This window comes from Streptomyces sp. NBC_00209, assembly GCF_045206345.1.
Classification (GTDB): domain Bacteria; phylum Actinomycetota; class Actinomycetes; order Streptomycetales; family Streptomycetaceae; genus Streptomyces.
In genome coordinates, this window is the sequence record NZ_CP108121.1 from 6,058,436 (window position 1) to 6,081,640 (window position 23,205).

Annotated in this window: 23 protein-coding genes; 22 read left to right on the forward strand and 1 reads right to left on the reverse strand. The window is 71.6% G+C overall.

Annotated features, from left to right (window positions below; genetic code table 11):
* Positions 1-2: 2 nt before the first annotated feature.
* The 10 genes from mltG to nusB all read left to right on the forward strand — a co-directional run bounded on the left by mltG (position 3) and on the right by nusB (position 9,270).
* Positions 3-1,820, forward strand: a complete 1,818-nt coding sequence (gene mltG / locus OG867_RS27610; RefSeq protein WP_406289354.1) for an endolytic transglycosylase MltG — start codon at positions 3-5, stop codon at positions 1,818-1,820.
* Positions 1,817-2,644, forward strand: coding sequence for a shikimate dehydrogenase (locus OG867_RS27615; RefSeq protein WP_406289356.1), 828 nt, complete (start codon positions 1,817-1,819; stop codon positions 2,642-2,644). The genes mltG and OG867_RS27615 overlap by 4 nt, the downstream gene beginning before the upstream one ends.
* Before the next feature lie 145 nt (positions 2,645-2,789).
* Entirely contained in the window at positions 2,790-3,974 is a 1,185-nt protein-coding gene (gene aroC / locus OG867_RS27620) for a chorismate synthase (RefSeq protein WP_406289358.1), read from the forward strand.
* Positions 3,971-4,513 carry a shikimate kinase gene (locus OG867_RS27625; protein WP_406289361.1) on the forward strand — a complete coding sequence of 181 codons (543 nt, stop codon included), beginning with the start codon at positions 3,971-3,973 and terminating at the stop codon, positions 4,511-4,513. Before aroC ends, OG867_RS27625 begins: the two co-directional genes overlap by 4 nt.
* Complete coding sequence (gene aroB / locus OG867_RS27630; RefSeq protein ID WP_406289363.1) at positions 4,510-5,604, forward strand: 3-dehydroquinate synthase; 1,095 nt, start codon at positions 4,510-4,512, stop codon at positions 5,602-5,604. Before OG867_RS27625 ends, aroB begins: the two co-directional genes overlap by 4 nt.
* Entirely contained in the window at positions 5,601-6,041 is a 441-nt protein-coding gene (gene aroQ, locus OG867_RS27635; protein ID WP_406289365.1) for a type II 3-dehydroquinate dehydratase, read from the forward strand. Before aroB ends, aroQ begins: the two co-directional genes overlap by 4 nt.
* Before the next feature lie 123 nt (positions 6,042-6,164).
* Positions 6,165-7,019 carry a Pro-rich N-terminal domain-containing protein gene (locus OG867_RS27640; RefSeq protein ID WP_328899235.1) on the forward strand — a complete coding sequence of 285 codons (855 nt, stop codon included), beginning with the start codon at positions 6,165-6,167 and terminating at the stop codon, positions 7,017-7,019.
* 92 nt (positions 7,020-7,111) lie between these two features.
* Positions 7,112-8,218, forward strand: coding sequence for a M24 family metallopeptidase (locus OG867_RS27645; RefSeq protein ID WP_328899234.1), 1,107 nt, complete (start codon positions 7,112-7,114; stop codon positions 8,216-8,218).
* Between the two features lie 51 nt (positions 8,219-8,269).
* Positions 8,270-8,836: an elongation factor P gene (gene efp / locus OG867_RS27650; protein WP_328899233.1), complete on the forward strand. Its 567-nt coding sequence runs from the start codon at positions 8,270-8,272 to the stop codon at positions 8,834-8,836.
* Between the two features lie 2 nt (positions 8,837-8,838).
* On the forward strand, positions 8,839-9,270 hold the full coding sequence (gene nusB / locus OG867_RS27655) for a transcription antitermination factor NusB (protein WP_328899232.1): 432 nt from the start codon (positions 8,839-8,841) through the stop codon (positions 9,268-9,270).
* Between the two features lie 191 nt (positions 9,271-9,461).
* On the opposite strand, the gene bldD is transcribed toward nusB, so the two are convergent.
* Positions 9,462-9,962 (reverse strand): transcriptional regulator BldD, encoded by a 501-nt coding sequence (gene bldD / locus OG867_RS27660; RefSeq protein ID WP_018103903.1) that lies wholly within the window; start codon positions 9,960-9,962, stop codon positions 9,462-9,464.
* A 221-nt stretch (positions 9,963-10,183) separates the two neighbouring features.
* On the opposite strand from bldD, the gene pyrR reads away from it, so the two are divergent.
* From pyrR to coaBC, 12 genes are all read left to right on the forward strand, one after another.
* Positions 10,184-10,768, forward strand: coding sequence for a bifunctional pyr operon transcriptional regulator/uracil phosphoribosyltransferase PyrR (gene pyrR, locus OG867_RS27665; RefSeq protein WP_406289370.1), 585 nt, complete (start codon positions 10,184-10,186; stop codon positions 10,766-10,768).
* Positions 10,769-10,854: 86 nt separating this feature from the next.
* On the forward strand, positions 10,855-11,847 hold the full coding sequence (locus tag OG867_RS27670) for an aspartate carbamoyltransferase catalytic subunit (RefSeq protein ID WP_406291195.1): 993 nt from the start codon (positions 10,855-10,857) through the stop codon (positions 11,845-11,847).
* Positions 11,848-11,849: 2 nt separating this feature from the next.
* Positions 11,850-13,136, forward strand: coding sequence for a dihydroorotase (locus tag OG867_RS27675; protein WP_328899230.1), 1,287 nt, complete (start codon positions 11,850-11,852; stop codon positions 13,134-13,136).
* Positions 13,133-13,708: a hypothetical protein gene (locus OG867_RS27680; RefSeq protein ID WP_406289373.1), complete on the forward strand. Its 576-nt coding sequence runs from the start codon at positions 13,133-13,135 to the stop codon at positions 13,706-13,708. Before OG867_RS27675 ends, OG867_RS27680 begins: the two co-directional genes overlap by 4 nt.
* Complete coding sequence (gene carA, locus OG867_RS27685; protein WP_406289375.1) at positions 13,705-14,844, forward strand: glutamine-hydrolyzing carbamoyl-phosphate synthase small subunit; 1,140 nt, start codon at positions 13,705-13,707, stop codon at positions 14,842-14,844. The genes OG867_RS27680 and carA overlap by 4 nt, the downstream gene beginning before the upstream one ends.
* Positions 14,837-18,145, forward strand: a complete 3,309-nt coding sequence (carB, locus tag OG867_RS27690; protein ID WP_406289378.1) for a carbamoyl-phosphate synthase large subunit — start codon at positions 14,837-14,839, stop codon at positions 18,143-18,145. The genes carA and carB overlap by 8 nt, the downstream gene beginning before the upstream one ends.
* A 57-nt stretch (positions 18,146-18,202) precedes the next feature.
* Positions 18,203-19,312: a quinone-dependent dihydroorotate dehydrogenase gene (locus tag OG867_RS27695; RefSeq protein WP_406289380.1), complete on the forward strand. Its 1,110-nt coding sequence runs from the start codon at positions 18,203-18,205 to the stop codon at positions 19,310-19,312.
* Positions 19,309-20,148, forward strand: coding sequence for an orotidine-5'-phosphate decarboxylase (pyrF, locus tag OG867_RS27700; RefSeq protein WP_328899225.1), 840 nt, complete (start codon positions 19,309-19,311; stop codon positions 20,146-20,148). Before OG867_RS27695 ends, pyrF begins: the two co-directional genes overlap by 4 nt.
* A 245-nt stretch (positions 20,149-20,393) precedes the next feature.
* Positions 20,394-20,717, forward strand: coding sequence for an integration host factor (locus OG867_RS27705; protein WP_018103912.1), 324 nt, complete (start codon positions 20,394-20,396; stop codon positions 20,715-20,717).
* A gap of 38 nt (positions 20,718-20,755) precedes the next feature.
* Positions 20,756-21,373, forward strand: a complete 618-nt coding sequence (gmk, locus tag OG867_RS27710) for a guanylate kinase (protein ID WP_026171628.1) — start codon at positions 20,756-20,758, stop codon at positions 21,371-21,373.
* 82 nt (positions 21,374-21,455) lie between these two features.
* Positions 21,456-21,728: a DNA-directed RNA polymerase subunit omega gene (gene rpoZ, locus OG867_RS27715; protein ID WP_003970369.1), complete on the forward strand. Its 273-nt coding sequence runs from the start codon at positions 21,456-21,458 to the stop codon at positions 21,726-21,728.
* 133 nt (positions 21,729-21,861) lie between these two features.
* Positions 21,862-23,064, forward strand: coding sequence for a bifunctional phosphopantothenoylcysteine decarboxylase/phosphopantothenate--cysteine ligase CoaBC (coaBC, locus tag OG867_RS27720; protein ID WP_406289385.1), 1,203 nt, complete (start codon positions 21,862-21,864; stop codon positions 23,062-23,064).
* Positions 23,065-23,205 lie beyond the last annotated feature (141 nt).

The following is a 23,205-nucleotide window of genomic DNA, read 5'->3' on the forward strand; positions in this document are numbered from 1 at the left end:
CGATGACTGAGTATGGCCGGGGCCCCGGCTCCGAACCGTGGCATCCCGAGGACCCCTTGTACGGGGACCAGGGGTGGGGCGGCCAGCAGCCTGCCCACGGCCAGGCCCAGTACGACGGCCAGAACCAGTACGACGGCACGAACCAGTACGAGGGCCAGAACCAGTACGGCGCCCAGCAGCAGTACCCGCAGGGCCAGTACGACCCGTACCAGCAGCAGCCGCAGGACCCGTACGCGCAGCAGCATCAGCAGCAGGACCCGTACGGCCAACAGGACCCGTACGCACAGCAGCATCAGCAGCAGGACCCGTACGCCCAGCAGCAGTACCAGCAGCAGGCGTACGGGAACCAGCACCCGCAGGACCCGTACGGGCAGCAGCCGCAGCCGCAGCAGCCGCAGCCCGGCTACGACTCCGGCTGGGACACGGGCCAGCAGGCGGTGCCGCCGTACGAGGGCCAGCCCGCCGCCACGTACGGCTACGGCGAGACGAACGACTACTACGGCACCCCCGAGGCGTACCCGCCCCCGCAGCCCCCGGGCCGCCGCGAGGCCGCTGCCGCCGAGGCGCCCCAGGCGGCCCCGGACTGGGACCCGGAGGAACCGCCGGAGGAGACCCACCCCTTCTTCACGGGCGTGGACGAGAAGGACGACAGCAAGAAGCCCCGGGACGACGACTACGACGAGGACGACGACCGCGACGGCGGCGGGGGCGGCGAGCGCCGGGGCAAGGGCAAGAAGAAGAAGGGCCGCAGCGGCTGCGCGTGCCTGGTCGTCTCCCTCGTCCTGGTCGCCGGCGTCGGCGGCGCGGGCTACTTCGGCTACTCGTTCTACCAGGACCGCTTCGGCCCCGCCCCGGACTACTCGGGCAGCGGCTCGGGCTCGGTCGAGGTGGAGATCCCGAAGGGCGCGTACGGGTACGACATCGGCAACATCCTGAAGAAGGCCGGCGTCGTGAAGAGCGTCGACGCCTTCGTCTCGGCGCAGAACGAGAACCCGAAGGGCAAGGGCATCCAGGCGGGGGTCTACCTCCTCCACTCGGAGATGTCGGCGTCCGAGGCCGTGAAGATGATGGTGGACCCGAAGAGCCAGAATCTTCTGGTGATTCCGGAGGGCACGCCGAACCGGCTGGTGTACGCCTCGATCGACACGAAGCTGGGCGTCGCCAAGGGGACGACCGCCAAGGTGGCCAAGAAGGAGTCGGACAGCCTCGGCCTGCCGGGCTGGGCACAGAACCACAAGGGTGTCCTGGACCCGCTGGAGGGCTTCCTCTACCCGGCCGCGTACCCGGTCACCAAGGGCATGAAGCCGGAGACCGTCCTCAAGGCGATGGTCTCCCGCGCCGACGAGGAGTACGAGAAGGCGGATCTGGCGGCCAACGCCAAGAAGCTGAAACTCAAGAGCCCCTGGCAGCTGATCACCGTCGCCAGCCTCGTCCAGGCCGAGGGCAAGTACAAGCACGACTTCGACAAGGTCTCACGGGTCGTCTACAACCGGATGAAGCGCGACAACCCCCAGACCTGGGGGCTCCTGGACTTCGACTCGACCGTCAATTACGCGAGGAAGCAGAGCACCCTCGACACCGGAGCGGTGTCGGATCTGCGGAACTTCAAGCACCCGTACAACACGTATTACATCCACGGCCTGCCCCCCGGCCCCATCAACAACCCGGGTGATGCGGCGCTGAAGTCGGCGATCAAGCCCACACCCGGCCCCTGGAACTACTTCGTGTCGGTCACGGAGGACAAGACGGTCTTCGCCGTGACCAACGAGGAGCACGAGCGGAACCGCGAGAAGTACAAGAAGGAGCAGGCGGGACAGTGAGCACCCACCACCGCGCCGCCGTCCTCGGCTCGCCCATCGCCCACTCGCTCTCCCCGGTCCTGCACCGGGCCGCGTACGCCGAACTCGGCCTCGACGACTGGTCGTACGGCCGGTTCGAGGTCGACGAACAGGCGTTGCCCGGGTTCATGGAGAGGCTGGACGGGAGCTGGGCCGGGCTCTCGCTGACCATGCCGTTGAAGCGGGCCGTCATCCCGCTGCTCGACGGGATCACCGACACCGCCGCCTCCGTGGAGGCCGTGAACACCGTGGTCCTCGGCGAGGACGGCCGCCGCACCGGCGACAACACCGACATCCCCGGCATGGTGGCGGCCCTGTGTGAACGCGGCGTCGAGAAGGTCGAGTCCGCCGCGATCCTCGGCGCCGGCGCCACCGCGTCCTCAGCGCTGGCGGCCCTGTCCGGCATCTGCGCCGGACCCGTCACCGCGTACGTCCGCAGCGCGGCCCGCGCCGACGAGATGCGCGGCTGGGGTGAACGGCTCGGCGTCGACATCCGCATCGCCGACTGGGCCGAGGCCGACCGGGCACTGAGCGCGCCGCTCGTCATCGCCACCACCCCCGCCGGCGCGGCCGACGCGCTGGCCGGGGCCGTACCGGAGCGCCCCGGCACGCTCTTCGACGTGCTGTACGAGCCGTGGCCGACCCGGCTCGCCTCCGCCTGGGCGGACCGCGGCGGCGCAGTCGTCGGAGGTCTCGACCTCCTCGTGCACCAGGCGGTCCTCCAGGTCGAGCAGATGACGGGCCGCTCGCCCGCCCCGCTCGCCGCCATGCGCAAGGCCGGGGAAGAGGCGCTGGCCGCCCGCTGACGCCCGCCCGGCCCCGGCCGAGCCGTCCGTCTGCTGGACCGGCGGCGGGGCGGGGGCCCCGGTCGTGGGAGGATCGGGGGCGGCGGGCCAGGGCCGCGCACCCGGTCGCGCCGCTGGATTTCAGGCGCGAGCATGAGGAGCACCGTTGAGCAGGTTGCGCTGGCTGACCGCGGGGGAGTCGCACGGCCCCGCACTGGTGGCGACGCTGGAGGGCCTTCCCGCCGGCGTCCCGGTCACCACGGAGATGGTGGCGGACGCGCTCGCCCGGCGACGGCTCGGTTACGGCCGCGGTGCGCGGATGAAGTTCGAGCGGGACGAGGTCACCTTCCTCGGCGGTGTCCGGCACGGTCTCACCATGGGCTCCCCGGTCGCCGTGATGGTCGGCAACACCGAGTGGCCCAAGTGGGAGCAGGTCATGTCGGCCGACCCGGTCGACCCCAAGGTGCTGGCCGAGCAGGCCCGTAACGCCCCGCTGACCCGGCCCCGCCCCGGCCACGCCGACCTCGCCGGCATGCAGAAGTACGGCTTCGACGAGGCCCGCCCGGTCCTGGAGCGCGCCAGCGCCCGGGAGACCGCGGCCCGGGTCGCCCTCGGTGCCGTCGCCCGGTCCTACCTCAAGGAGACCGCGGGCATCGAGATCGTCAGCCATGTCGTGGAGCTGGCCGCCGCCAAGGCGCCGTACGGGGTCTACCCGGTCCCCTCCGACGTGGAGCGGCTCGACGCCGACCCGGTGCGCTGCCTCGACGCCGACGCGAGCAAGGCGATGGTCGCCGAGATCGACCAGGCCCACAAGGACGGCGACACCCTCGGCGGTGTCGTCGAGGTGCTGGCGTACGGCGTGCCCGTCGGGCTCGGCTCGCACGTGCACTGGGACCGCCGGCTCGACGCCCGCCTCGCCGGGGCGCTCATGGGCATCCAGGCCATCAAGGGCGTCGAGGTCGGCGACGGCTTCGACCTCGCCCGGGTGCCCGGGTCCAAGGCGCACGACGAGATCCTGGTGACCGAGGACGGCATCAAGCGCGCCTCCGGCCGGGCCGGCGGCACCGAGGGCGGCCTCACCACCGGCGAGCTGCTGCGCGTCCGCGCCGCGATGAAGCCGATCGCCACCGTGCCGCGCGCCCTGGCCACCGTCGACGTGGTGACCGGTGAGCCCGCCAAGGCCCACCACCAGCGCTCCGATGTCTGCGCCGTCCCGGCCGCCGGCATCGTCGCGGAGGCGATGGTCGCCCTGGTCCTGGCCGACGCCGTGGCGGAGAAGTTCGGCGGCGACAGCGTCACCGAGACCCGCCGCAACGTGACGTCGTACCTCGACCACCTCCAGATCCGATGACCGGACCCCTGGTCGTCCTGGTCGGCCCGATGGGCGTCGGCAAGTCCACGGTCGGCGAGCTGCTCGCCGGCCGGCTGGGCACCGGCTACCGGGACACCGACGCGGACGTCGTCGCGACCGCGGGCAAGCCCATCGCGGAGATCTTCTACGACGAGGGCGAGGACCACTTCCGGGCGCTGGAACGGGAGGCCGTCCGCACCGCCGTCGCCGAGCACACCGGCGTCCTCTCGCTCGGCGGCGGGGCCGTCCTGGACGAGTCGACCCGCGCTCTGCTCGCCGGCCTCCCGGTCGTCTACCTCTCGATGGACGTGGACGAGGCGGTCAAGCGGGTCGGGCTCAACACCGCCCGCCCGCTGCTCGCGGTCAACCCGCGCCGGCAGTGGCGCGAGCTGATGGAGGCCCGCCGACACCTCTACACCGAGGTCGCCCGCACGGTCGTCGCCACCGACGAGCGCACACCCGAAGAGGTCGCCCAGGCGGTCCTCGACGCACTGGAGCTGCCGGACGGGGCCCCGTCCGGCCGGGAGAACACACCATGACCCAGCAGGCACCCATCCGCGTCCGCATCGCCGGCAGCGCGGGCACCGACGCGTACGAGGTACTGATCGGCCGACAGCTCCTCGGCGAGCTGCCCGGGCTCATCGGTGAGCGGGCCAAGCGCGTCGCGGTCCTCCACCCCGAGGCGCTCGCCGAGACCGGCGAGGCGGTCCGCCAGGACCTCGCCGGCCAGGGCTACGAGGCCATCGCGATCCAGCTGCCCAACGCCGAGGAGGCCAAGACCGTCGAGGTCGCCGCCTACTGCTGGAAGGCGCTCGGCCAGACCGGCTTCACCCGCACCGACGTCATCGTCGGCGTCGGCGGCGGCGCCACCACCGACGTGGCCGGCTTCGTCGCCGCGTCCTGGCTGCGCGGGGTGCGCTGGATCGCCGTACCGACGACCGTGCTCGGCATGGTCGACGCGGCCGTCGGCGGCAAGACGGGCATCAACACCGCCGAGGGCAAGAACCTCGTCGGCGCCTTCCACCCCCCGGCCGGGGTCCTCTGCGACCTGGCCGCCCTGGACTCGCTGCCCGTCCACGACTACGTCTCGGGCATGGCCGAGATCATCAAGGCCGGCTTCATCGCCGACCCGGTGATCCTGGACCTGATCGAGCAGGACCCGCAGGCCGCCCGTACGCCCACCGGACCGCACACCGCCGAGCTCATCGAGCGCTCGATCCGGGTCAAGGCCGACGTCGTCTCCAGCGACCTCAAGGAGTCCGGACTCCGCGAGATCCTGAACTACGGCCACACCCTGGGCCACGCGATCGAGAAGAACGAGCGCTACAAGTGGCGCCACGGCGCCGCCGTCTCGGTCGGCATGGTCTTCGCCGCCGAACTGGGCCGGCTCGCCGGCCGCCTGGACGACGCCACCGCCGACCGGCACCGCGCGATCCTCGAATCCGTCGGACTGCCGCTCACCTACCGGGGCGACCAGTGGCCCAAGCTGCTGGAGAACATGAAGGTCGACAAGAAGTCGCGCGGCGACCTGCTGCGCTTCATCGTCCTGGACGGCCTCGGCAAGCCCACCGTCCTGGAGGGCCCCGACCCGGCCGTCCTGCTCGCCGCCTACGGGGAGGTCGCGGTATGACCCGCCGGGTCCTCGTGCTCAACGGCCCCAACCTCGGCCGGCTCGGCTCCCGCGAGCCCGACGTCTACGGCTCCACGTCGTACGCCGGGCTCGTGGAGGCGTGCCGCACCCTCGGCAAGGAGCTCGGTTTCGACGCCGACGTGCGCGAGACCAACGACGAGGGCGAGCTGATCCGCTGGCTCCACGAGGCCGCCGACGGATCGATTCCGGTCGTTATCAACCCGGGTGCCTTCACGCACTATTCGTACGGGATGCGGGACGCGGCAGCCCAGCGCACCGCCCCGCTGATCGAGGTCCACATCTCGAACCCGTACGCACGGGAGGAATTCCGCCACAACTCGGTGATCGCCCCGGTCGCCAGCGGGACCGTGGCCGGATTCGGCATCGGCTCCTACCGTCTCGCCCTGCGCGCCCTGGCGGACGAACTCACCGACTGAACAGGGGCGCCGGGCACCTGGGGTGCCTTGCCCCTCCCCGGCCGTTGTCCGTGTGGCGGCCGGGGAAGGTACGGTTGCCGTTGCACCAGCGCCAGTTGCCTGTACGAGACGGAGTTGCACCGGATGCAGCACGCAGTGGGGGCCCCGCTGCCTCCGCCCCAGGGTCCCGGAAACGGCCCCGTCGGCTGGCCGCACCAGGCCCAGCACCCCGGCCCGCCGCACCAGCCCCCGGCCGGCCCGCCCGCCGGTCACCCCGGGCCGCCGCCCGCGGGCCCGCCCGCGCCGCAGGGCCACGGCTGGAACGGGCCGGCGCCGCAGCAGGCCCCGGCGCCGGTCTCCCGCGAGACCACCGGGCACATCCAGCTGCCGCCCGGCAGACCCGTACCGCTTCCGGCGCCGCCCGCCGAGCCCGGCACGGGCAACGCGACGCTCGCGGTGCTCCTGATCGGCCCGGCGGGCGCCGGCAAGACCACCGTGGCCCGGCTCTGGGCGGCCCGCCGCCGGGTGCCCACCGCCCACGTCAGCCTGGACGACGTCCGGGAGTGGGTCTGCTCCGGCTTCGCGGACCCGCAGGCCGGGTGGAACGACCAGTCGGAGGCCCAGTACCGGCTGGCCCGCCGCACCTGCGGCTTCGCCGCCCGCAACTTCCTGGCCAACGGGATCTCCTGCATCCTGGACGACGCCGTCTTCCCCGACCGGCCGGTCGTCGGCCTCGGCGGCTGGAAGCGGCACGTGGGCCCCGGTCTCCTCCCCGTCGTGCTGCTGCCCGGCCTGGAGATCGTCCTGGAGCGCAACGCCGAGCGCAGCGGCAACCGCCGCCTCTCCGACGAGGAGGTCGCCCGCATCCACGGCCGGATGGCCGGCTGGTACGGCTCCGGGCTGCCGATCATCGACAACTCGACGTACGACGTGGAGACCACCGCCCGGGTCCTGGACGACATACTCGCCCGGTCCCTGGCCAGCCCGCCTTCCTGGTGAGGCGGCGGCGCCCGCCCCGCCCACGGCCGCCCGACCCCCCGGTCGGATGCGCCCGCCGGGCGGGCCCGGCGCCGCGCTCGTACGCTCGACGCATGTCAGAGGTGTACGCCGTCCGACGCGGGCTGCTCCGCGACCGGTGCGCCGCAGTCGGATCCGCGGCCGCTCTGGTCTCCCGCCCCGCCAACGTCCGCTACCTGGCCGGGGGAGCGCCCCCGGGTGCCGTGCTGCTGCTCGGCCCCGGCGAGGACGTCCTGCTCTGCCCCCGTCCGCCCACCGGTGACCCGGCCGACGGGCGCACCGACGAGTACGTGCGGGTCGATCCGCTGCCGGTGGCGGGCGGGGACCCGGTGGTCGCCGCCGCCGACCTGGCCGCGGCGGCCGGCGCGGAGTCGCTGGCCGTCGAGGAGCACGACCTGACGGTCGCCCGGCACCGGGCCATGGCCTCGGTCGCCCCGAAGCTGCGGCTGGCCGATCTGGGCGCGACGGTCGAGCAGTTGCGCATCGTCAAGGACGAGGAGGAGATCGGCTGCCTGCGGATCGCGGCCGAGATCACCGACCAGGCCCTGGGCGAACTCCTCGAATCGATCCTCGTCGGCCGCACCGAACGGCACCTGGCGCTGGAGCTAGAACGCCGGCTGGTGGACCACGGCGCCGACGGCCCCGCCTTCGCGACCTCCGTCGCCACCGGCCCCAACTCCGGCCGGGGCCGCCACCGGCCCTCGGACCGGCGGGTCGAGGAGGGAGATTTCCTCTCGGTCTGCCTGGGCGCCAACTACCGCGGCTACCGCTGCGAGGTCGGCCGTACCTTCGTCATCGGAACGGCTCCCGCCGACTGGCAGATCGAGCTCTACGAGCTGGTTTTCGCCGCTCAGCGGGCCGGCCGCGAGGCCCTGCTGCCCGGCGCCGAGTACCGCGACGTGGACCGGGCCGCCCGCCATCTCCTGGACTCCGCGGGCCACGGCGAGGGCCTGGCGCCCTTCACGGGCCACGGGGTGGGGCTCGAAATCGATGAGGACCCGCAGCTGGCACCCGCCGCCATGGGTAAACTGGACGCTTGTGTGCCGGTCACCGTCGAACCGGGGGTCCACCTCCCGGGCCGGGGCGGGGTCCGGATCGATGACACGCTCGTCGTGCGCCCCGAGGCGGACGGCGGACCCGAGCTACTCACCATTACGACCAAGGAGCTGCTCGCGCTCTAGCGGGCGTCCCTCGGTCGTTCCACCAGCTTCAGCCCAGGAGATTCCGCAACCGTGGCTTCCACGAACGACCTCAAGAACGGCATGGTGCTCAAGCTCGACGGGGGCCAGCTCTGGTCCGTAGTCGAGTTCCAGCACGTCAAGCCCGGCAAGGGCCCGGCCTTCGTGCGTACCAAGCTCAAGAACGTGCTCTCCGGCAAGGTCGTGGACAAGACCTTCAACGCAGGCATCAAGGTCGAGACGGCCACGGTCGACCGGCGCGACATGCAGTTCTCGTACATGGACGGCGACTACTTCGTCTTCATGGACATGGACACCTACGACCAGCTGATGGTCGACCGCAAGGCCGTCGGTGACACCGCCAACTTCCTGATCGAGGGCTTCACCGCCTCCGTCGCCCAGCACGACGGCGAGGTGCTGTACGTCGAGCTGCCGGCCGCCGTCGAGCTGAAGATCCAGCACACGGACCCGGGCGTCCAGGGCGACCGCTCCACCGGCGGCACCAAGCCGGCCACCCTGGAGACCGGTTACGAGATCGGCGTCCCGCTGTTCATCACCACGGGTGAGACGATCAAGGTCGACACCCGCTCCGGCGATTACATCAGCCGGGTGAACAAGTAGTCGTGGCTGCTCGTAACACGGCGCGCAAGCGCGCCTTCCAGATCCTCTTCGAGGCCGACCAGCGCGACGAGTCCGTGCTGACGGTCCTCGCGGACTGGGTACGGCACTCGCGGTCCGACACCCGCCAGCCGCCGGTCACCGAGTACACGATGGAGCTCGTGGAGGGGTACGCGCAGTACGCGGACCGCATCGACGACCTCATCGTCACCTACGCCGTGGACTGGGAGATCGACCGCATGCCGGTCGCCGACCGGAACATCCTGCGGCTCGGTGCCTACGAGCTGATCTGGGTCGACGCGACCCCGGACGCGGTGGTCATCGACGAGGCGGTACAGATCGCCAAGGAGTTCTCCACCGACGACTCCCCGTCCTTCGTGAACGGCCTGCTGGCCCGTTTCAAGGACCTCAAGCCGAATCTCCGCCGGGAGCAGTGACCCGGCGGCGTTCCGCTGCCGAAGGGCCCATGGCTGAAGCCGTGGGCCCTTCGGCATGCCCGCGCGCGTCTCCCGGGCGTACGGCTTGGGGTGTGGGGCGTACGGCGTGGGGCGAACGAGAAAAGCCGGGCCCGGCGGGGCACCCGTTCGGGGCCCCGCCGAACCCGGCGGCACGTTTCTCCGGGGGCTGCTCAGCCCTCGTCGTGGGCGACGGCGCGGCGCGCGTCCGCGTCGAGCACGCCCCAGCTGATCAGCTGCTCGGTCAGCACCGAAGGCGACTGGTCGTAGATCACGGCCAGCGTGCGCAGGTCGTCCTGGCGGATCGACAGCACCTTGCCGTTGTAGTCGCCGCGCTGGCTCTGGATCGTCGCCGCGTAACGCTGGAGGGGACCGGCCTTCTCCGGCGGCACGTGCGCCAGGCGCTCCAGCTGGAGGACCAGCTTCGGCGGCGGCTCGGCGGCACCGCCGGGCGTCGTGCCCGGCAGGAGCTCCTGGACCGGGACGCCGTAGAAGTCCGCCAGCTCGGCAAGGCGCTGCACGGTCACGGCACGGTCGCCGCGCTCGTACGAACCGACCACGACGGCCTTCCAGCGGCCCTGGGACTTCTCCTCCACGCCATGGAGGGAGAGGCCCTGCTGGGTGCGGATGGCACGGAGCTTGGCCCCGAGCTGTTTTGCGTATTCGCTGGACATAAGGCTCCCCGGACGCTGGAACGTACGCGGCTGGGCCGCGTGGCTGGTAACTCACTGTGAGGTTACGCAGCGTTACTTGGTCGCGTCAAGCTGAGATGGTCCGTACCGGCTTTCCCCGGGGGTGCGGGCGAGCTCCGGTAGCGGCCCTGGTAACGTGGATGACGCAATTTCGACGTCCTTTAAGGTCCGTCCCGTGAGGCGGAGAAGGAGGTCCGTTTCTTATGGACGCACAGTACGACGCCACCGGCAATGCGGCACGCCCCGTTCTGGAGGCTCCCGACATCGCCCGGGTCCTGACCCGCATCGCCCACGAGATCGTCGAGCGCGCCAAGGGCGCCGACGACGTGGTGCTCCTCGGCATCCCGACCCGCGGGGTCTTCCTCGCCGGCCGGCTCGCCGCCAAGCTCGAAGAGATCACCGGCCGCACGATCCCGGTCGGCTCCCTCGACATCACCATGTACCGCGACGACCTGAGGCTGCGCCCTCCGCGCGCCCTGGCCCGCACCGAGATCCCCGGCGAGGGCATCGAGGGCCGCCTGGTCGTCCTCGTGGACGACGTCCTCTTCTCCGGCCGCACGATCCGCGCCGCCCTCGACGCGCTCGGCGACATCGGCCGGCCCCGCGCGGTGCAGCTCGCGGTCCTCGTGGACCGCGGACACCGCGAACTGCCGATCCGCGCCGACTACGTCGGCAAGAACCTCCCCACGTCGCTGCGGGAGACGGTCAAGGTCCAGCTCGCCGAGGAGGACGGCCGCGACGCCGTGCTGCTCGGGGTCGAGCAGGCCGCCCCCGCGGTCGAGCGTTAGCTTCCCGCCCGTACGGCCAGCCCGCCGTGCGACGGCTTCCGCGCGCCCGCATGCCTGAAACCTCCAGCCACCCGGAGAACACCCAGATGAAGCGCCACCTCATCTCGGCCGCCGACCTCACCCGCGACGACGCCGTCCTGATCCTCGACACCGCCGAGGAGATGGCCAGGGTCGCGGACCGGCCGATCAAGAAGCTCCCGACCCTGCGCGGCCGGACCGTCGTCAACCTCTTCTTCGAGGATTCGACGCGTACCCGCATCTCCTTCGAGGCGGCCGCCAAGCGGCTGTCCGCCGACGTCATCAACTTCTCCGCGAAGGGCTCGTCCGTCTCCAAGGGCGAATCCCTCAAAGACACCGCCCTGACCCTGGAGGCGATGGGCGCCGACGCCGTCGTCATCCGGCACGGCGCCTCCGGAGCCCCGTACCGGCTGGCCACCTCCGGCTGGATCGACGGCGCCGTCGTCAACGCGGGCGACGGCACCCACGAGCACCCCACCCAGGCCCTCCTGGACGCCTTCACGATGCGCCGCAGGCTCGTCGGCGCCGACGCCGGGCTCGGCAAGGACCTCGACGGCCGCCGGATCACCATCGTCGGCGACATCCTGCACAGCCGGGTCGCCCGCTCCAACGTGCACCTGCTGACCACGCTCGGCGCCCACGTCACCCTCGTCGCCCCGCCCACCCTGGTCCCGGTCGGCGTCGAGCAGTGGCCCTGCGACGTCAGCTACAGCCTGGACGAGGTGCTGCCCCAGTCCGACGCTGTGATGATGCTTCGTGTGCAGCGCGAGCGGATGAACGCCGCCTACTTCCCGACCGAGCGCGAGTACTCGCGCCGCTACGGCCTGGACGGCGAGCGGATGGCGCGGATGCCCGAGCACGCCGTCGTCATGCACCCCGGACCCATGGTCCGCGGCATGGAGATCACCGCCGAGGTCGCCGACTCCGACCGCTGCACGGTCGTGGAGCAGGTCGCCAACGGCGTCTCCATCCGCATGGCCGTGCTCTACCTGCTGCTCGGCGGCTACGAGTCAAGCGCCCCCAGCACCCCCACCGCCGCCCGTACCGAGGAGAACAAGTAACCATGAGCAAGATCCTTATCCGCGGTGCGAAGGTACTCGGCGGCGACCCCCAGGACGTCCTCATCGACGGCGAGACCATCGCCGCCGTCGGCACCGGCCTCGACGCCGGCGACGCCACGGTGATCGAGGCGGCGGGCCAGGTCCTGCTGCCCGGCCTGGTCGACCTCCACACCCACCTGCGCGAGCCCGGCCGCGAGGACTCCGAGACCGTCCTCACCGGCACCAGGGCCGCCGCGGCCGGCGGCTTCACCGCCGTCCACGCCATGGCCAACACCTTCCCGGTCGCCGACACCGCCGGCGTGGTCGAGCAGGTCTGGCGCCTCGGCAAGGAGTCCGGCTACTGCGACGTCCAGCCCGTCGGCGCCGTCACCGTGGGCCTGGAGGGCAAGCAGCTCGCCGAGCTCGGCGCCATGCACGACTCCGCCGCCGGGGTGAAGGTCTTCTCCGACGACGGCAAGTGCGTGGACGACGCGGTCATCATGCGCCGCGCCCTGGAGTACGTGAAGGCGTTCGACGGCGTCGTCGCCCAGCACGCCCAGGAGCCCCGCCTCACCGAGGGCGCCCAGATGAACGAGGGCGTCGTCTCGGCCGAGCTGGGCCTCGGCGGCTGGCCCGCCGTCGCCGAGGAGTCGATCATCGCCCGCGACGTCCTGCTCGCCGCGCACGTGGACTCCCGGGTCCACATCTGCCACCTGTCGACCGCGGGCTCCGTGGAGATCGTGCGCTGGGCCAAGTCCAAGGGCTGGAACGTCACCGCCGAGGTCACCCCGCACCACCTGCTGCTCACCGACGAGCTCGTCCGGAGCTACAACCCGGTCTACAAGGTGAACCCGCCGCTGCGCACGGAGGCCGACGTGCTGGCGCTGCGCGAGGCGCTGGCCGACGGCACCATCGACTGCGTCGCCACCGACCACGCCCCGCACCCGCACGAGGACAAGGACTGCGAGTGGGCCGCGGCCGCCATGGGCATGGTGGGCCTGGAGACCGCGCTCTCCGTCGTCCAGCAGACGATGGTCGAGACCGGGCTGCTCGACTGGGCCGGCGTCGCCGACCGCATGTCGGCCCGCCCCGCGGCCATCGGACGGCTCGAAGGACACGGCCGCCCCGTCTCGGCCGGTGAGCCCGCCAACCTCACGCTGGTCGATCCGGCATACCGTGGAGAGGTGGACCCCGCGGGCTTCGCCTCCCGCAGCCGCAACACCCCGTACGAGGGGCGCGAGCTGCCGGGCCGAGTGACCCACACCTTCCTGCGGGGCCGTGCCACGGTCGTCGACGGGAAGCTCGCGTGACAACACAGACCCTGTACCAACTCGCCGCCGAGCAGAAGTCGGCGGAAGTCACCGACTGGTCCGCCCGGATCAGCTGGGTGATCGGACTCCTCGTCCTCGTCGCGTTCGTCTACTGGCTGATGCGCCAGGGCTGGAAGTGGCGCGGAAACCTCCAGTCCGACCTGCCCGCCCCGGCCACCGCGCCGGAGAGTTTCGCGGACGGCGAGAAGCTGCTCGCCCTCTCCGGCCGCTACCACGCGTCGACCACGGCCGGGCAGTGGCTCGACCGGATCGTCGCCCACGGCCTCGGCACCCGCAGCCGCGTCGAGCTCACCCTCACCGCCGAGGGCCTCGACGTCGTACGGCCCGGCGCCGCGGACTTCTTCGTCCCGGCCGCCGACCTGCGCGGCGCCCGCACCGAAAGGGCACTGGCGGGCAAGGTCCTGCCCGAGGGCGGACTCCTCGTCATCACCTGGGCGCTCGGCGACCGGCTGATCGACTCCGGATTCCGCTCCGACCACTCGGCCGAACACCCCGCCTGGGTCGACGCCGTCAACCACCTCACCAGCACTACGGAAGGCATCGCACGATGACGACCTCCACCCGGGGAACCCAGGTTCCCGCCGTACTCGTCCTGGAGGACGGCCGCACCTTCCGCGGCCGCGCCTACGGGGCTGTGGGGGAGACCTTCGGCGAGGCGGTCTTCTCCACCGGCATGACCGGCTACCAGGAGACGCTGACCGACCCCTCGTACCACCGCCAGGTCGTCGTGATGACCGCCCCGCACGTCGGCAACACCGGCGTCAACGACGAGGACCCCGAGTCCCAGCAGATCTGGGTCTCCGGCTACGTCGTCCGCGACCCCGCCCGCACCCCCTCCAACTGGCGCTCCCGCCGCACCCTCGACGAGGAGCTGGCGACCCAGGGCGTCGTCGGCATCAGCGGCATCGACACCCGTGCCCTCACCCGCCACCTGCGCGAGCGCGGCGCCATGCGCGTCGGCATCTTCTCCGGCGACGCCGTCACCGGCGACGCGGCGATGCTGGCCCGCGTCCAGGAGGCCCCCGAGATGAAGGGCGCCGACCTGTCCGCGGAGGTCGCCACCAAGGAGGCGTACGTCGTCCCCGCGATCGGCACCAGGAAGTTCACGGTCGCCGCGGTCGACCTCGGCATCAAGGGCATGACCCCGCACCGGATGGCCGAGCGCGGCATCGAGGTCCACGTGCTGCCCGCCACCGCCACCCTGGAGGAGGTCTACGCCGTCGCCCCGGACGGCGTCTTCTTCTCCAACGGCCCCGGCGACCCGTCCACCGCCGACCACCCGGTCGCCCTGATGCAGGGTGTCCTGGAGCGGCAGACCCCGCTCTTCGGCATCTGCTTCGGCAACCAGATCCTGGGCCGCGCGCTCGGCTTCGGCACGTACAAGCTGAAGTACGGCCACCGCGGCATCAACCAGCCCGTGCAGGACCGCTCGACCGGCAAGGTCGAGGTCACCGCGCACAACCACGGCTTCGCCGTCGACGCCCCCCTCGACAAGGTCTCCGACACCGCCTACGGGCGCGCCGAGGTCTCCCACGTATGCCTGAACGACCAGGTGGTCGAGGGCCTTCAGCTGCTCGACCGGCCGGCCTTCAGCGTCCAGTACCACCCCGAGGCGGCCGCCGGCCCGCACGACGCCGCGTACCTCTTCGACCGCTTCGTTTCCCTGATGGAGGGCCAGCGTGCCTAAGCGCTCCGATATCCAGTCCGTCCTGGTCATCGGCTCCGGCCCGATCGTCATCGGGCAGGCCGCCGAGTTCGACTACTCCGGCACCCAGGCGTGCCGCGTGCTCAAGGCCGAGGGCCTGCGCGTCATCCTGGTGAACTCCAACCCCGCGACGATCATGACCGACCCGGAGATCGCCGACGCCACGTACGTCGAGCCGATCACCCCGGAGTTCGTGGAGAAGATCATCGCGAAGGAGCGCCCCGACGCGCTGCTGCCCACCCTGGGCGGCCAGACCGCGCTGAACACCGCGATCTCCATGCACGCGAACGGTGTCCTGGAGAAGTACGGCGTCGAGCTCATCGGCGCCAACGTCGAGGCCATCAACAAGGGCGAGGACCGCGACCTCTTCAAGGGCGTCGTCGCGGCCGTCAAGGAGAAGATCGGCTACGGCGAGTCCGCCCGCTCGGTCATCTGCCACTCCATGGACGACGTCCTCGCCGGCGTCGACACGCTCGGCGGTTACCCCGTCGTCGTCCGCCCCTCCTTCACCATGGGCGGCGCCGGCTCCGGCTTCGCCCACGACGAGGAGGAGCTGCGCCGCATCGCGGGCCAGGGCCTCACGCTCTCCCCGACCACCGAGGTGCTGCTCGAAGAGTCCATCCTCGGCTGGAAGGAGTACGAGCTGGAGCTGATGCGCGACCGCAACGACAACGTCGTGGTCGTCTGCTCCATCGAGAACTTCGACCCGATGGGCGTCCACACCGGTGACTCGATCACCGTCGCCCCGTCGATGACCCTCACCGACCGCGAGTACCAGCGGCTGCGCGACATCGGCATCGCGATCATCCGCGAGGTCGGCGTCGACACCGGCGGCTGCAACATCCAGTTCGCGATCGACCCCACCGACGGCCGCGTCATCGTCATCGAGATGAACCCGCGCGTCTCCCGCTCCTCGGCGCTCGCCTCCAAGGCCACCGGCTTCCCGATCGCCAAGATCGCCGCCAAGCTGGCCGTCGGCTACACGCTGGACGAGATCCCCAACGACATCACCGAGAAGACCCCGGCCTCCTTCGAGCCGACCCTCGACTACGTCGTCGTCAAGGCCCCGCGCTTCGCCTTCGAGAAGTTCCCCTCCGCCGACTCCACCCTCACCACCACCATGAAGTCGGTGGGCGAGGCCATGGCGATCGGCCGGAACTTCACCGAGGCCCTGCAGAAGGCCCTGCGCTCCCTGGAGAAGAAGGGCTCGCAGTTCACCTTCACCGGCCCGGTCGGCGACAAGGCCGAGCTGCTGGCCGAGGCGGTCCGCCCGACCGACGGCCGCATCAACACCGTCATGCAGGCGATCCGGGCCGGCGCCACCCAGGAGGAGGTCTTCGACGCCACGAAGATCGACCCCTGGTTCGTGGACCAGCTCTTCCTGATCAAGGAGATCGCCGACGAGCTGGCCGCCGCCGACAAACTCGTCCCCGAGCTGCTGGCCGAGGCCAAGCGGCACGGCTTCTCCGACGTCCAGATCGCCGAGATCCGCGACCTGCGCGAGGACGTCGTCCGCGAGGTCCGCCACGCGCTCGGCATCCGCCCGGTCTACAAGACGGTCGACACCTGCGCCGCCGAGTTCGCCGCGAAGACCCCGTACTTCTACTCCTCCTACGACGAGGAGACCGAGGTCGCGCCCCGCACCAAGCCCGCGGTGATCATCCTCGGCTCCGGCCCCAACCGCATCGGCCAGGGCATCGAGTTCGACTACTCCTGCGTCCACGCCTCCTTCGCGCTCAGCGACGCCGGCTACGAGACCGTGATGGTCAACTGCAACCCGGAGACGGTCTCCACCGACTACGACACCTCCGACCGCCTGTACTTCGAGCCGCTGACGCTGGAGGACGTGCTGGAGATCGTGCACGCCGAGTCCCTGGCGGGCCCGATCGCGGGCGTCGTCGTCCAGCTCGGCGGCCAGACCCCGCTGGGCCTGTCGCAGGCGCTCAAGGACAACGGCGTGCCCGTCGTCGGCACCTCCCCGGAGGCGATCCACGCCGCCGAGGACCGCGGCGCCTTCGGCCGCGTCCTGGCCGAGGCCGGCCTGCCCGCCCCCAAGCACGGCACCGCCACCACCTTCGCCGAGGCCAAGGAGATCGCCGACGAGATCGGCTACCCCGTCCTCGTACGCCCGTCGTACGTGCTCGGCGGGCGCGGCATGGAGATCGTGTACGACGAGGCCCGGCTCTCCGCGTACATCTCCGAGTCCACCGAGATCAGCCCCACCCGGCCGGTCCTGGTCGACCGCTTCCTGGACGACGCCATCGAGATCGACGTCGACGCCCTCTACGACGGCACCGAGCTCTACCTCGGCGGCGTCATGGAGCACATCGAGGAAGCCGGCATCCACTCCGGCGACTCCGCCTGCGCGCTGCCCCCGATCACCCTCGGCGGCCACGACATCAAGCGGCTGCGCGCCTCCACGGAGGCCATCGCCAAGGGCGTCGGCGTCCGCGGCCTGATCAACATCCAGTTCGCGCTCTCCGGCGACATCCTCTACGTCCTGGAGGCCAACCCGCGCGCCTCCCGGACCGTGCCCTTCACCTCGAAGGCGACCGCGGTCCCGCTCGCCAAGGCCGCCGCCCGGATCTCGCTGGGCGCGACCGTCGCCGAGCTGCGCGAGGAGGGGCTGCTGCCGAAGACCGGCGACGGCGGCACGCTGCCGCTGGACGCGCCGATCTCCGTCAAGGAGGCCGTCATGCCGTGGTCGCGCTTCCGCGACATCCACGGCCGCGGCGTCGACACCATCCTCGGCCCGGAGATGCGCTCCACCGGCGAGGTCATGGGCATCGACTCGGCCTTCGGCACCGCGTACGCCAAGTCGCAGGCCGGCGCCTACGGGCCGCTGCCCACCAAGGGCCGCGCCTTCATCTCGGTCGCCAACCGCGACAAGCGCTCGATGATCTTCCCGGCCCGCGAGCTGGTCGCCCACGGCTTCGAGCTGCTGGCCACCTCCGGCACCGCCGAGGTCCTCAAGCGCAACGGCATCAACGCCACGGTCGTGCGCAAGCAGTCCGAGGGCGAGGGCCCGAACGGCGAGCCGACCATCGTCCAGCTGATCCACGAGGGCGGTGTCGACCTCATCGTCAACACCCCGTACGGGACCGGCGGCCGGCTCGACGGCTACGAGATCCGCACCGCGGCCGTCTCCCGCTCGGTGCCCTGCCTGACCACGGTCCAGGCGCTCGCCGCGGCCGTCCAGGGCATCGACGCCCTCAACAACGGAGACGTCGGCGTCCGTTCCCTCCAGGAACACGCGGAACATCTGACCGCGGCCCGCGACTAGGCAGCCCACAGGGGGGACACCGGAGACGGTGTCCCCCCTCTTCATGAGGACACCGTGATGTACAAGTTCTTCTTCCAGCTGGTCTTCAAGCGCATGGACCCGGAGCAGGCCCACTACCTCGCCTTCCGCTGGATCCGCCTGGCCGCCCGCGTCCCCGTGCTGCGCACCTTCCTGGCCGCCGCCCTCGCCCCCCGGTACAAGGAGCTGCGCACCGAGGCCCTGGGCCTGCGGATGCACGGCCCCTTCGGCCTCGCCGCCGGCTTCGACAAGAACGCCGTCGCGATCGACGGCATGGCGATGCTCGGCTTCGACCACGTCGAGATCGGCACCGTGACCGGCGAGCCCCAGCCGGGCAACCCGAAGAAGCGCCTGTTCCGCCTGGTCGCGGACCGCGCGCTGATCAACCGCATGGGCTTCAACAACGAGGGCTCGGCCGCCGTCGCCGAGCGCCTGGCCGCCCGCAACCCGGTCTTCCGCACCACCCTCGGCGTCAACATCGGCAAGACCAAGGTCGTCCCCGAGGCCGACGCCGCCGCCGACTACGTGAAGTCCACCGAGCGCCTCGCCGCCCACGCCGACTACCTCGTCGTCAACGTCTCCTCGCCCAACACCCCCGGCCTGCGCAACCTCCAGGCCACCGAGTCGCTGCGCCCGCTGCTCACCGCCGTGCGCGAGGCGGCCGACCGCACCGTCACCCACCGCCGCGTCCCGCTGCTCGTCAAGATCGCCCCGGACCTCGCGGACGAGGACGTCGACGCGGTCGCCGACCTGGCCGTCGAACTGGGCCTGGACGGCATCATCGCCACCAACACCACCATCGCCCGCGACGGGCTGGGCCTGAAGTCCCCGGCCGCCCTGGTGAAGGAGACCGGCGGCCTGTCCGGCGCCCCCCTCAAGGAACGCTCCCTGGAGGTCCTGAGCCGCCTCCACCGGCGCGTGGGGGACCGGATCACCCTGGTGGGCGTCGGAGGCGTGGAGAACGCCGAGGACGCCTGGCAGCGCATCCTGGCCGGCGCCACCCTCGTCCAGGGCTACAGCGCCTTCATCTACGAGGGCCCGTTCTACGCCCGCGCGATCCACAAGGGGCTGGCCGCGCGCCTGGCCGCCTCCCCGTACGCCACGCTCGCCGACGCCGTCGGCGCGGAATCCCGGAAGGCAGCGAAATGACCCTGGAACCCTTCGGCGCCCGGCTGCGCCACGCCATGGACACCCGTGGCCCGCTCTGCGTCGGCATCGACCCGCACGCCTCCCTGCTCACCGCCTGGGGCCTCAGCGACGACATCGCGGGCCTGGAGCGGTTCACCCGTACGGTCGTCGAGGCGCTGGCCGACCGGGTCGCCGTGCTCAAGCCGCAGTCCGCGTTCTTCGAGCGGTTCGGCTCGCGCGGCATCGCCGTCCTGGAGAAGGCCGTCGAGGAGGCGCGCGCGGCCGGGGCCCTGGTCCTGATGGACGCCAAGCGCGGCGACATCGGCTCGACCATGGGCGCCTACGCGGCGACCTACCTGGACAAGGACTCGCCGCTGTTCTCGGACGCGGTCACCGTCTCGCCGTACCTCGGCTTCGGCTCGCTGCGGCCCGCGCTCGACGCGGCGGCGATCTCCGGCGCCGGCGTCTTCGTCCTCGCGCTGACCTCCAACCCGGAGGGCGCCGAGGTGCAGCGCGCCACCGCCGCCGACGGACGGCCGCTGGCGCAGCTGATGCTCGACCACATGGCCGCCGAGAACGCGGGCGCCGCCCCGCTCGGATCGGTCGGCGCGGTCGTCGGCGCCACGCTCGGCGACGCGGGCGTGGATCTCGCGATCAACGGGCCGCTGCTCGCCCCGGGCATCGGCGCGCAGGGGGCGACCCCGGCCGATCTGCCGGGCGTCTTCGGCGACGCGGTGCGCAATGTGGTGCCCAGCGTCAGCCGGGGCGTGCTGCGCCACGGGCCGGACACGGCGGGGCTGCGCGGGGCCGCCGAACGGTTCGCGGACGAGGTCCGCGTGGCCGTCTCGGACCGCTGACCCTGCCACGTAACCGTGTGTTGACGGAATCCTGACGAAAAAAGTCGGTGGTTATGCCTGAAAAGTCCCGGTCGGCAGAGGCTGACCAGGACTTTTCGTCTGTTCTCGCTGACTCCGGCGGCCTTGGCCGCTAGTCTCCGTCGAGAGCCGACGAGCACGGGTTGTTCGCGGCTCAGCAGGTGAGGGGCGATCCCGCTGCCTCACCGGTCCGTATCCGACAGATCGACATCCGAGGTGACGTAGGCGTGGCTCTTCCGCCCCTTACCCCTGAACAGCGCGCAGCCGCGCTCGAAAAGGCCGCCGCGGCTCGCCGGGAGCGGGCCGAGGTCAAGAATCGACTCAAGCACTCCGGCGCCTCCCTCCACGAGGTCATCAAGTCGGGCCAGGAGAACGACGTCATCGGCAAGATGAAGGTCTCCGCCCTGCTGGAGTCCCTGCCCGGTGTGGGCAAGGTCCGTGCCAAGCAGATCATGGAGCGGCTCGGCATCTCCGAGAGCCGTCGTGTGCGGGGTCTTGGCTCCAACCAGATCGCATCCCTGGAGCGTGAGTTCGGCGGCACCGCCGCCTGACGTTCTCAGGCACCCCTGAGAACCTGGATAATCGCTCCATGGCTGCAACATCCCGGGGGACGTCCCCCGTACCCCCGGACGTACGTCCGCGGCTGACCGTGCTCTCCGGCCCCTCGGGGGTCGGCAAGAGCACGGTCGTCGCGCATATGCGCAAGGTCCACCCCGAGGTGTGGCTCTCGGTGTCGGCGACGACCCGCAAGCCCCGCCCCGGCGAACGCAACGGCGTCCACTACTTCTTCGTGGACGACGAGGAGTTCGACAAGCTGATCGCCAACGGTGAGCTGCTGGAGTGGGCCGAGTTCGCCGGCAACCGCTACGGCACGCCGCGCCGCGCCGTGCAGGAGCGGCTGGAGGCGGGGGAGCCGGTGCTCCTGGAGATCGACCTCCAGGGCGCCCGGCTGGTCCGCCAGTCCATGGCCGACGCCCAGCTGGTCTTCCTCGCCCCGCCGAGCTGGGAGGAGCTGGTCCGCCGGCTCACCGGCCGGGGGACCGAGGCGCCCGAGGTGATCGAACGCCGGCTCGGCGCCGCCAAGGTGGAACTGGCCGCCGAAGCGGAGTTCGATACGACGCTGGTCAACACCTCCGTCGAGGACGTGGCACGTGAGCTGCTAGCCTTGATGCTGGAGGCTTCCGGCCACCGCGCCGCCGGCGAGTGAAACACCGGCAGCGGGGGCCCGGCATCAAGGCCCCTGACTGTCAAAGAATTCTTTGATCTTCATCCCCTTCGGAAGGCAGAGCGTGTCCTCTTCCATCACCACGCCCGAGGGCATCATCAACCCGCCGATTGATGAGCTCCTCGAAGCAACCGACTCGAAGTACAGCCTCGTGATCTACGCCGCCAAGCGCGCGCGCCAGATCAACGCGTACTACTCGCAGCTCGGTGAGGGCCTCCTCGAGTACGTCGGTCCGCTCGTCGACACCCACGTGCACGAGAAGCCGCTCTCGATCGCGCTCCGCGAGATCAACGCGGGCCTGCTCACGTCCGAGGCCATCGAGGGCCCCGCGCAGTAAGCAGCGACGACGCACCTTCACCCCGGGCCCGGCGGACATCCGCCGGGCCCGGGGTGCGTTCCGGGCCGACCGTCCGGTGCGCGTACCCGTGAGGCAGCATGGAGGCGTACGCAACCGAGTGCGGGGAGACGCAGTGGACAAGCCGAAGGTCGTTCTGGGGGTCAGCGGCGGCATCGCCGCGTACAAGGCGTGCGAGCTGCTGCGCCGGCTGACCGAGTCCGGCCACGACGTACGGGTCGTCCCCACCGCGTCCGCCCTCCACTTCGTCGGCGCCGCCACCTGGTCGGCGCTCTCCGGCCACCCCGTCTCCACCGAGGTCTGGGACGACGTCCACGAGGTGCCGCACGTCCGGATCGGGCAGCACGCCGACCTCGTCGTCGTCGCCCCCGCCACCGCCGACATGCTGGCCAAGGCCGCCCACGGCCTCGCCGACGACCTGCTCACCAACACCCTGCTCACCGCCCGCTGTCCGGTCGTCTTCGCCCCGGCGATGCACACCGAGATGTGGGAGCACCCCGCCACCCAGGAGAACGTCGCGACGCTGCGCCGCCGGGGCGCCGTCGTCATCGAGCCCGCCGTGGGCCGTCTCACCGGCGTCGACACCGGCAAGGGCCGGCTCCCCGACCCGGGCGAGATCTACGAGGTCTGCCGCCGGGTCCTCGCCCGGGGCGCGGCCGCCCCCGACCTCGCGGGCCGGCACGTGGTGATCAGCGCCGGCGGTACGAGGGAGCCCCTCGACCCGGTCCGCTACCTCGGCAACCGCTCCTCCGGCAAGCAGGGCTACGCGCTCGCCCGCACCGCCGTCGCGCGCGGCGCCCGGGTCACCCTGGTCGAGGCCAACACCGGGCTGCCCGACCCGTCCGGCGCCGACGTCGTCCGCGCCGGCACCGCGACACAACTGCGCGAGGCCGTGCTGAAGGCGGCCCGGGACGCCGACGTCGTGGTCATGGCCGCCGCCGTCGCCGACTTCCGGCCCGCCGAGTACGCCACCGGCAAGATCAAGAAGAAGGACGGCCAGGAGCCCGCCCCGATCACGCTCGTCCGCAACCCGGACATCCTCGCCGAGGTCTCCGCCGAGCGCGCCACGCCCGGGCAGGTCGTCGTCGGATTCGCCGCCGAGACCGACGACGTCCTGGCCAACGGCCGCCAGAAGCTCCGCCGCAAGGGCTGCGACCTGCTGGTGGTGAACGAGGTCGGGGAGCGCAAGACCTTCGGCTCCGAGGAGAACGAGGCCGTGGTGCTCGCCGCCGACGGCACCGAGACCCCCGTCCCGTACGGGCCCAAGGAGGCCCTGGCCGACACGGTGTGGGACCTCGTCGCGGCGCGCCTCGGATGAATTTCCGGTGACACGCCGGGGCCGGCAGCACCCCCGCGACACGGTCCCGGGCCTTGCGGCAGCAGCCTTCCGGGGTCCTCCGGACCTGGTGGAACACGTCACAGGAAGGCCAAAGGGCGAGACACGTTGTCCGCCGGCCGG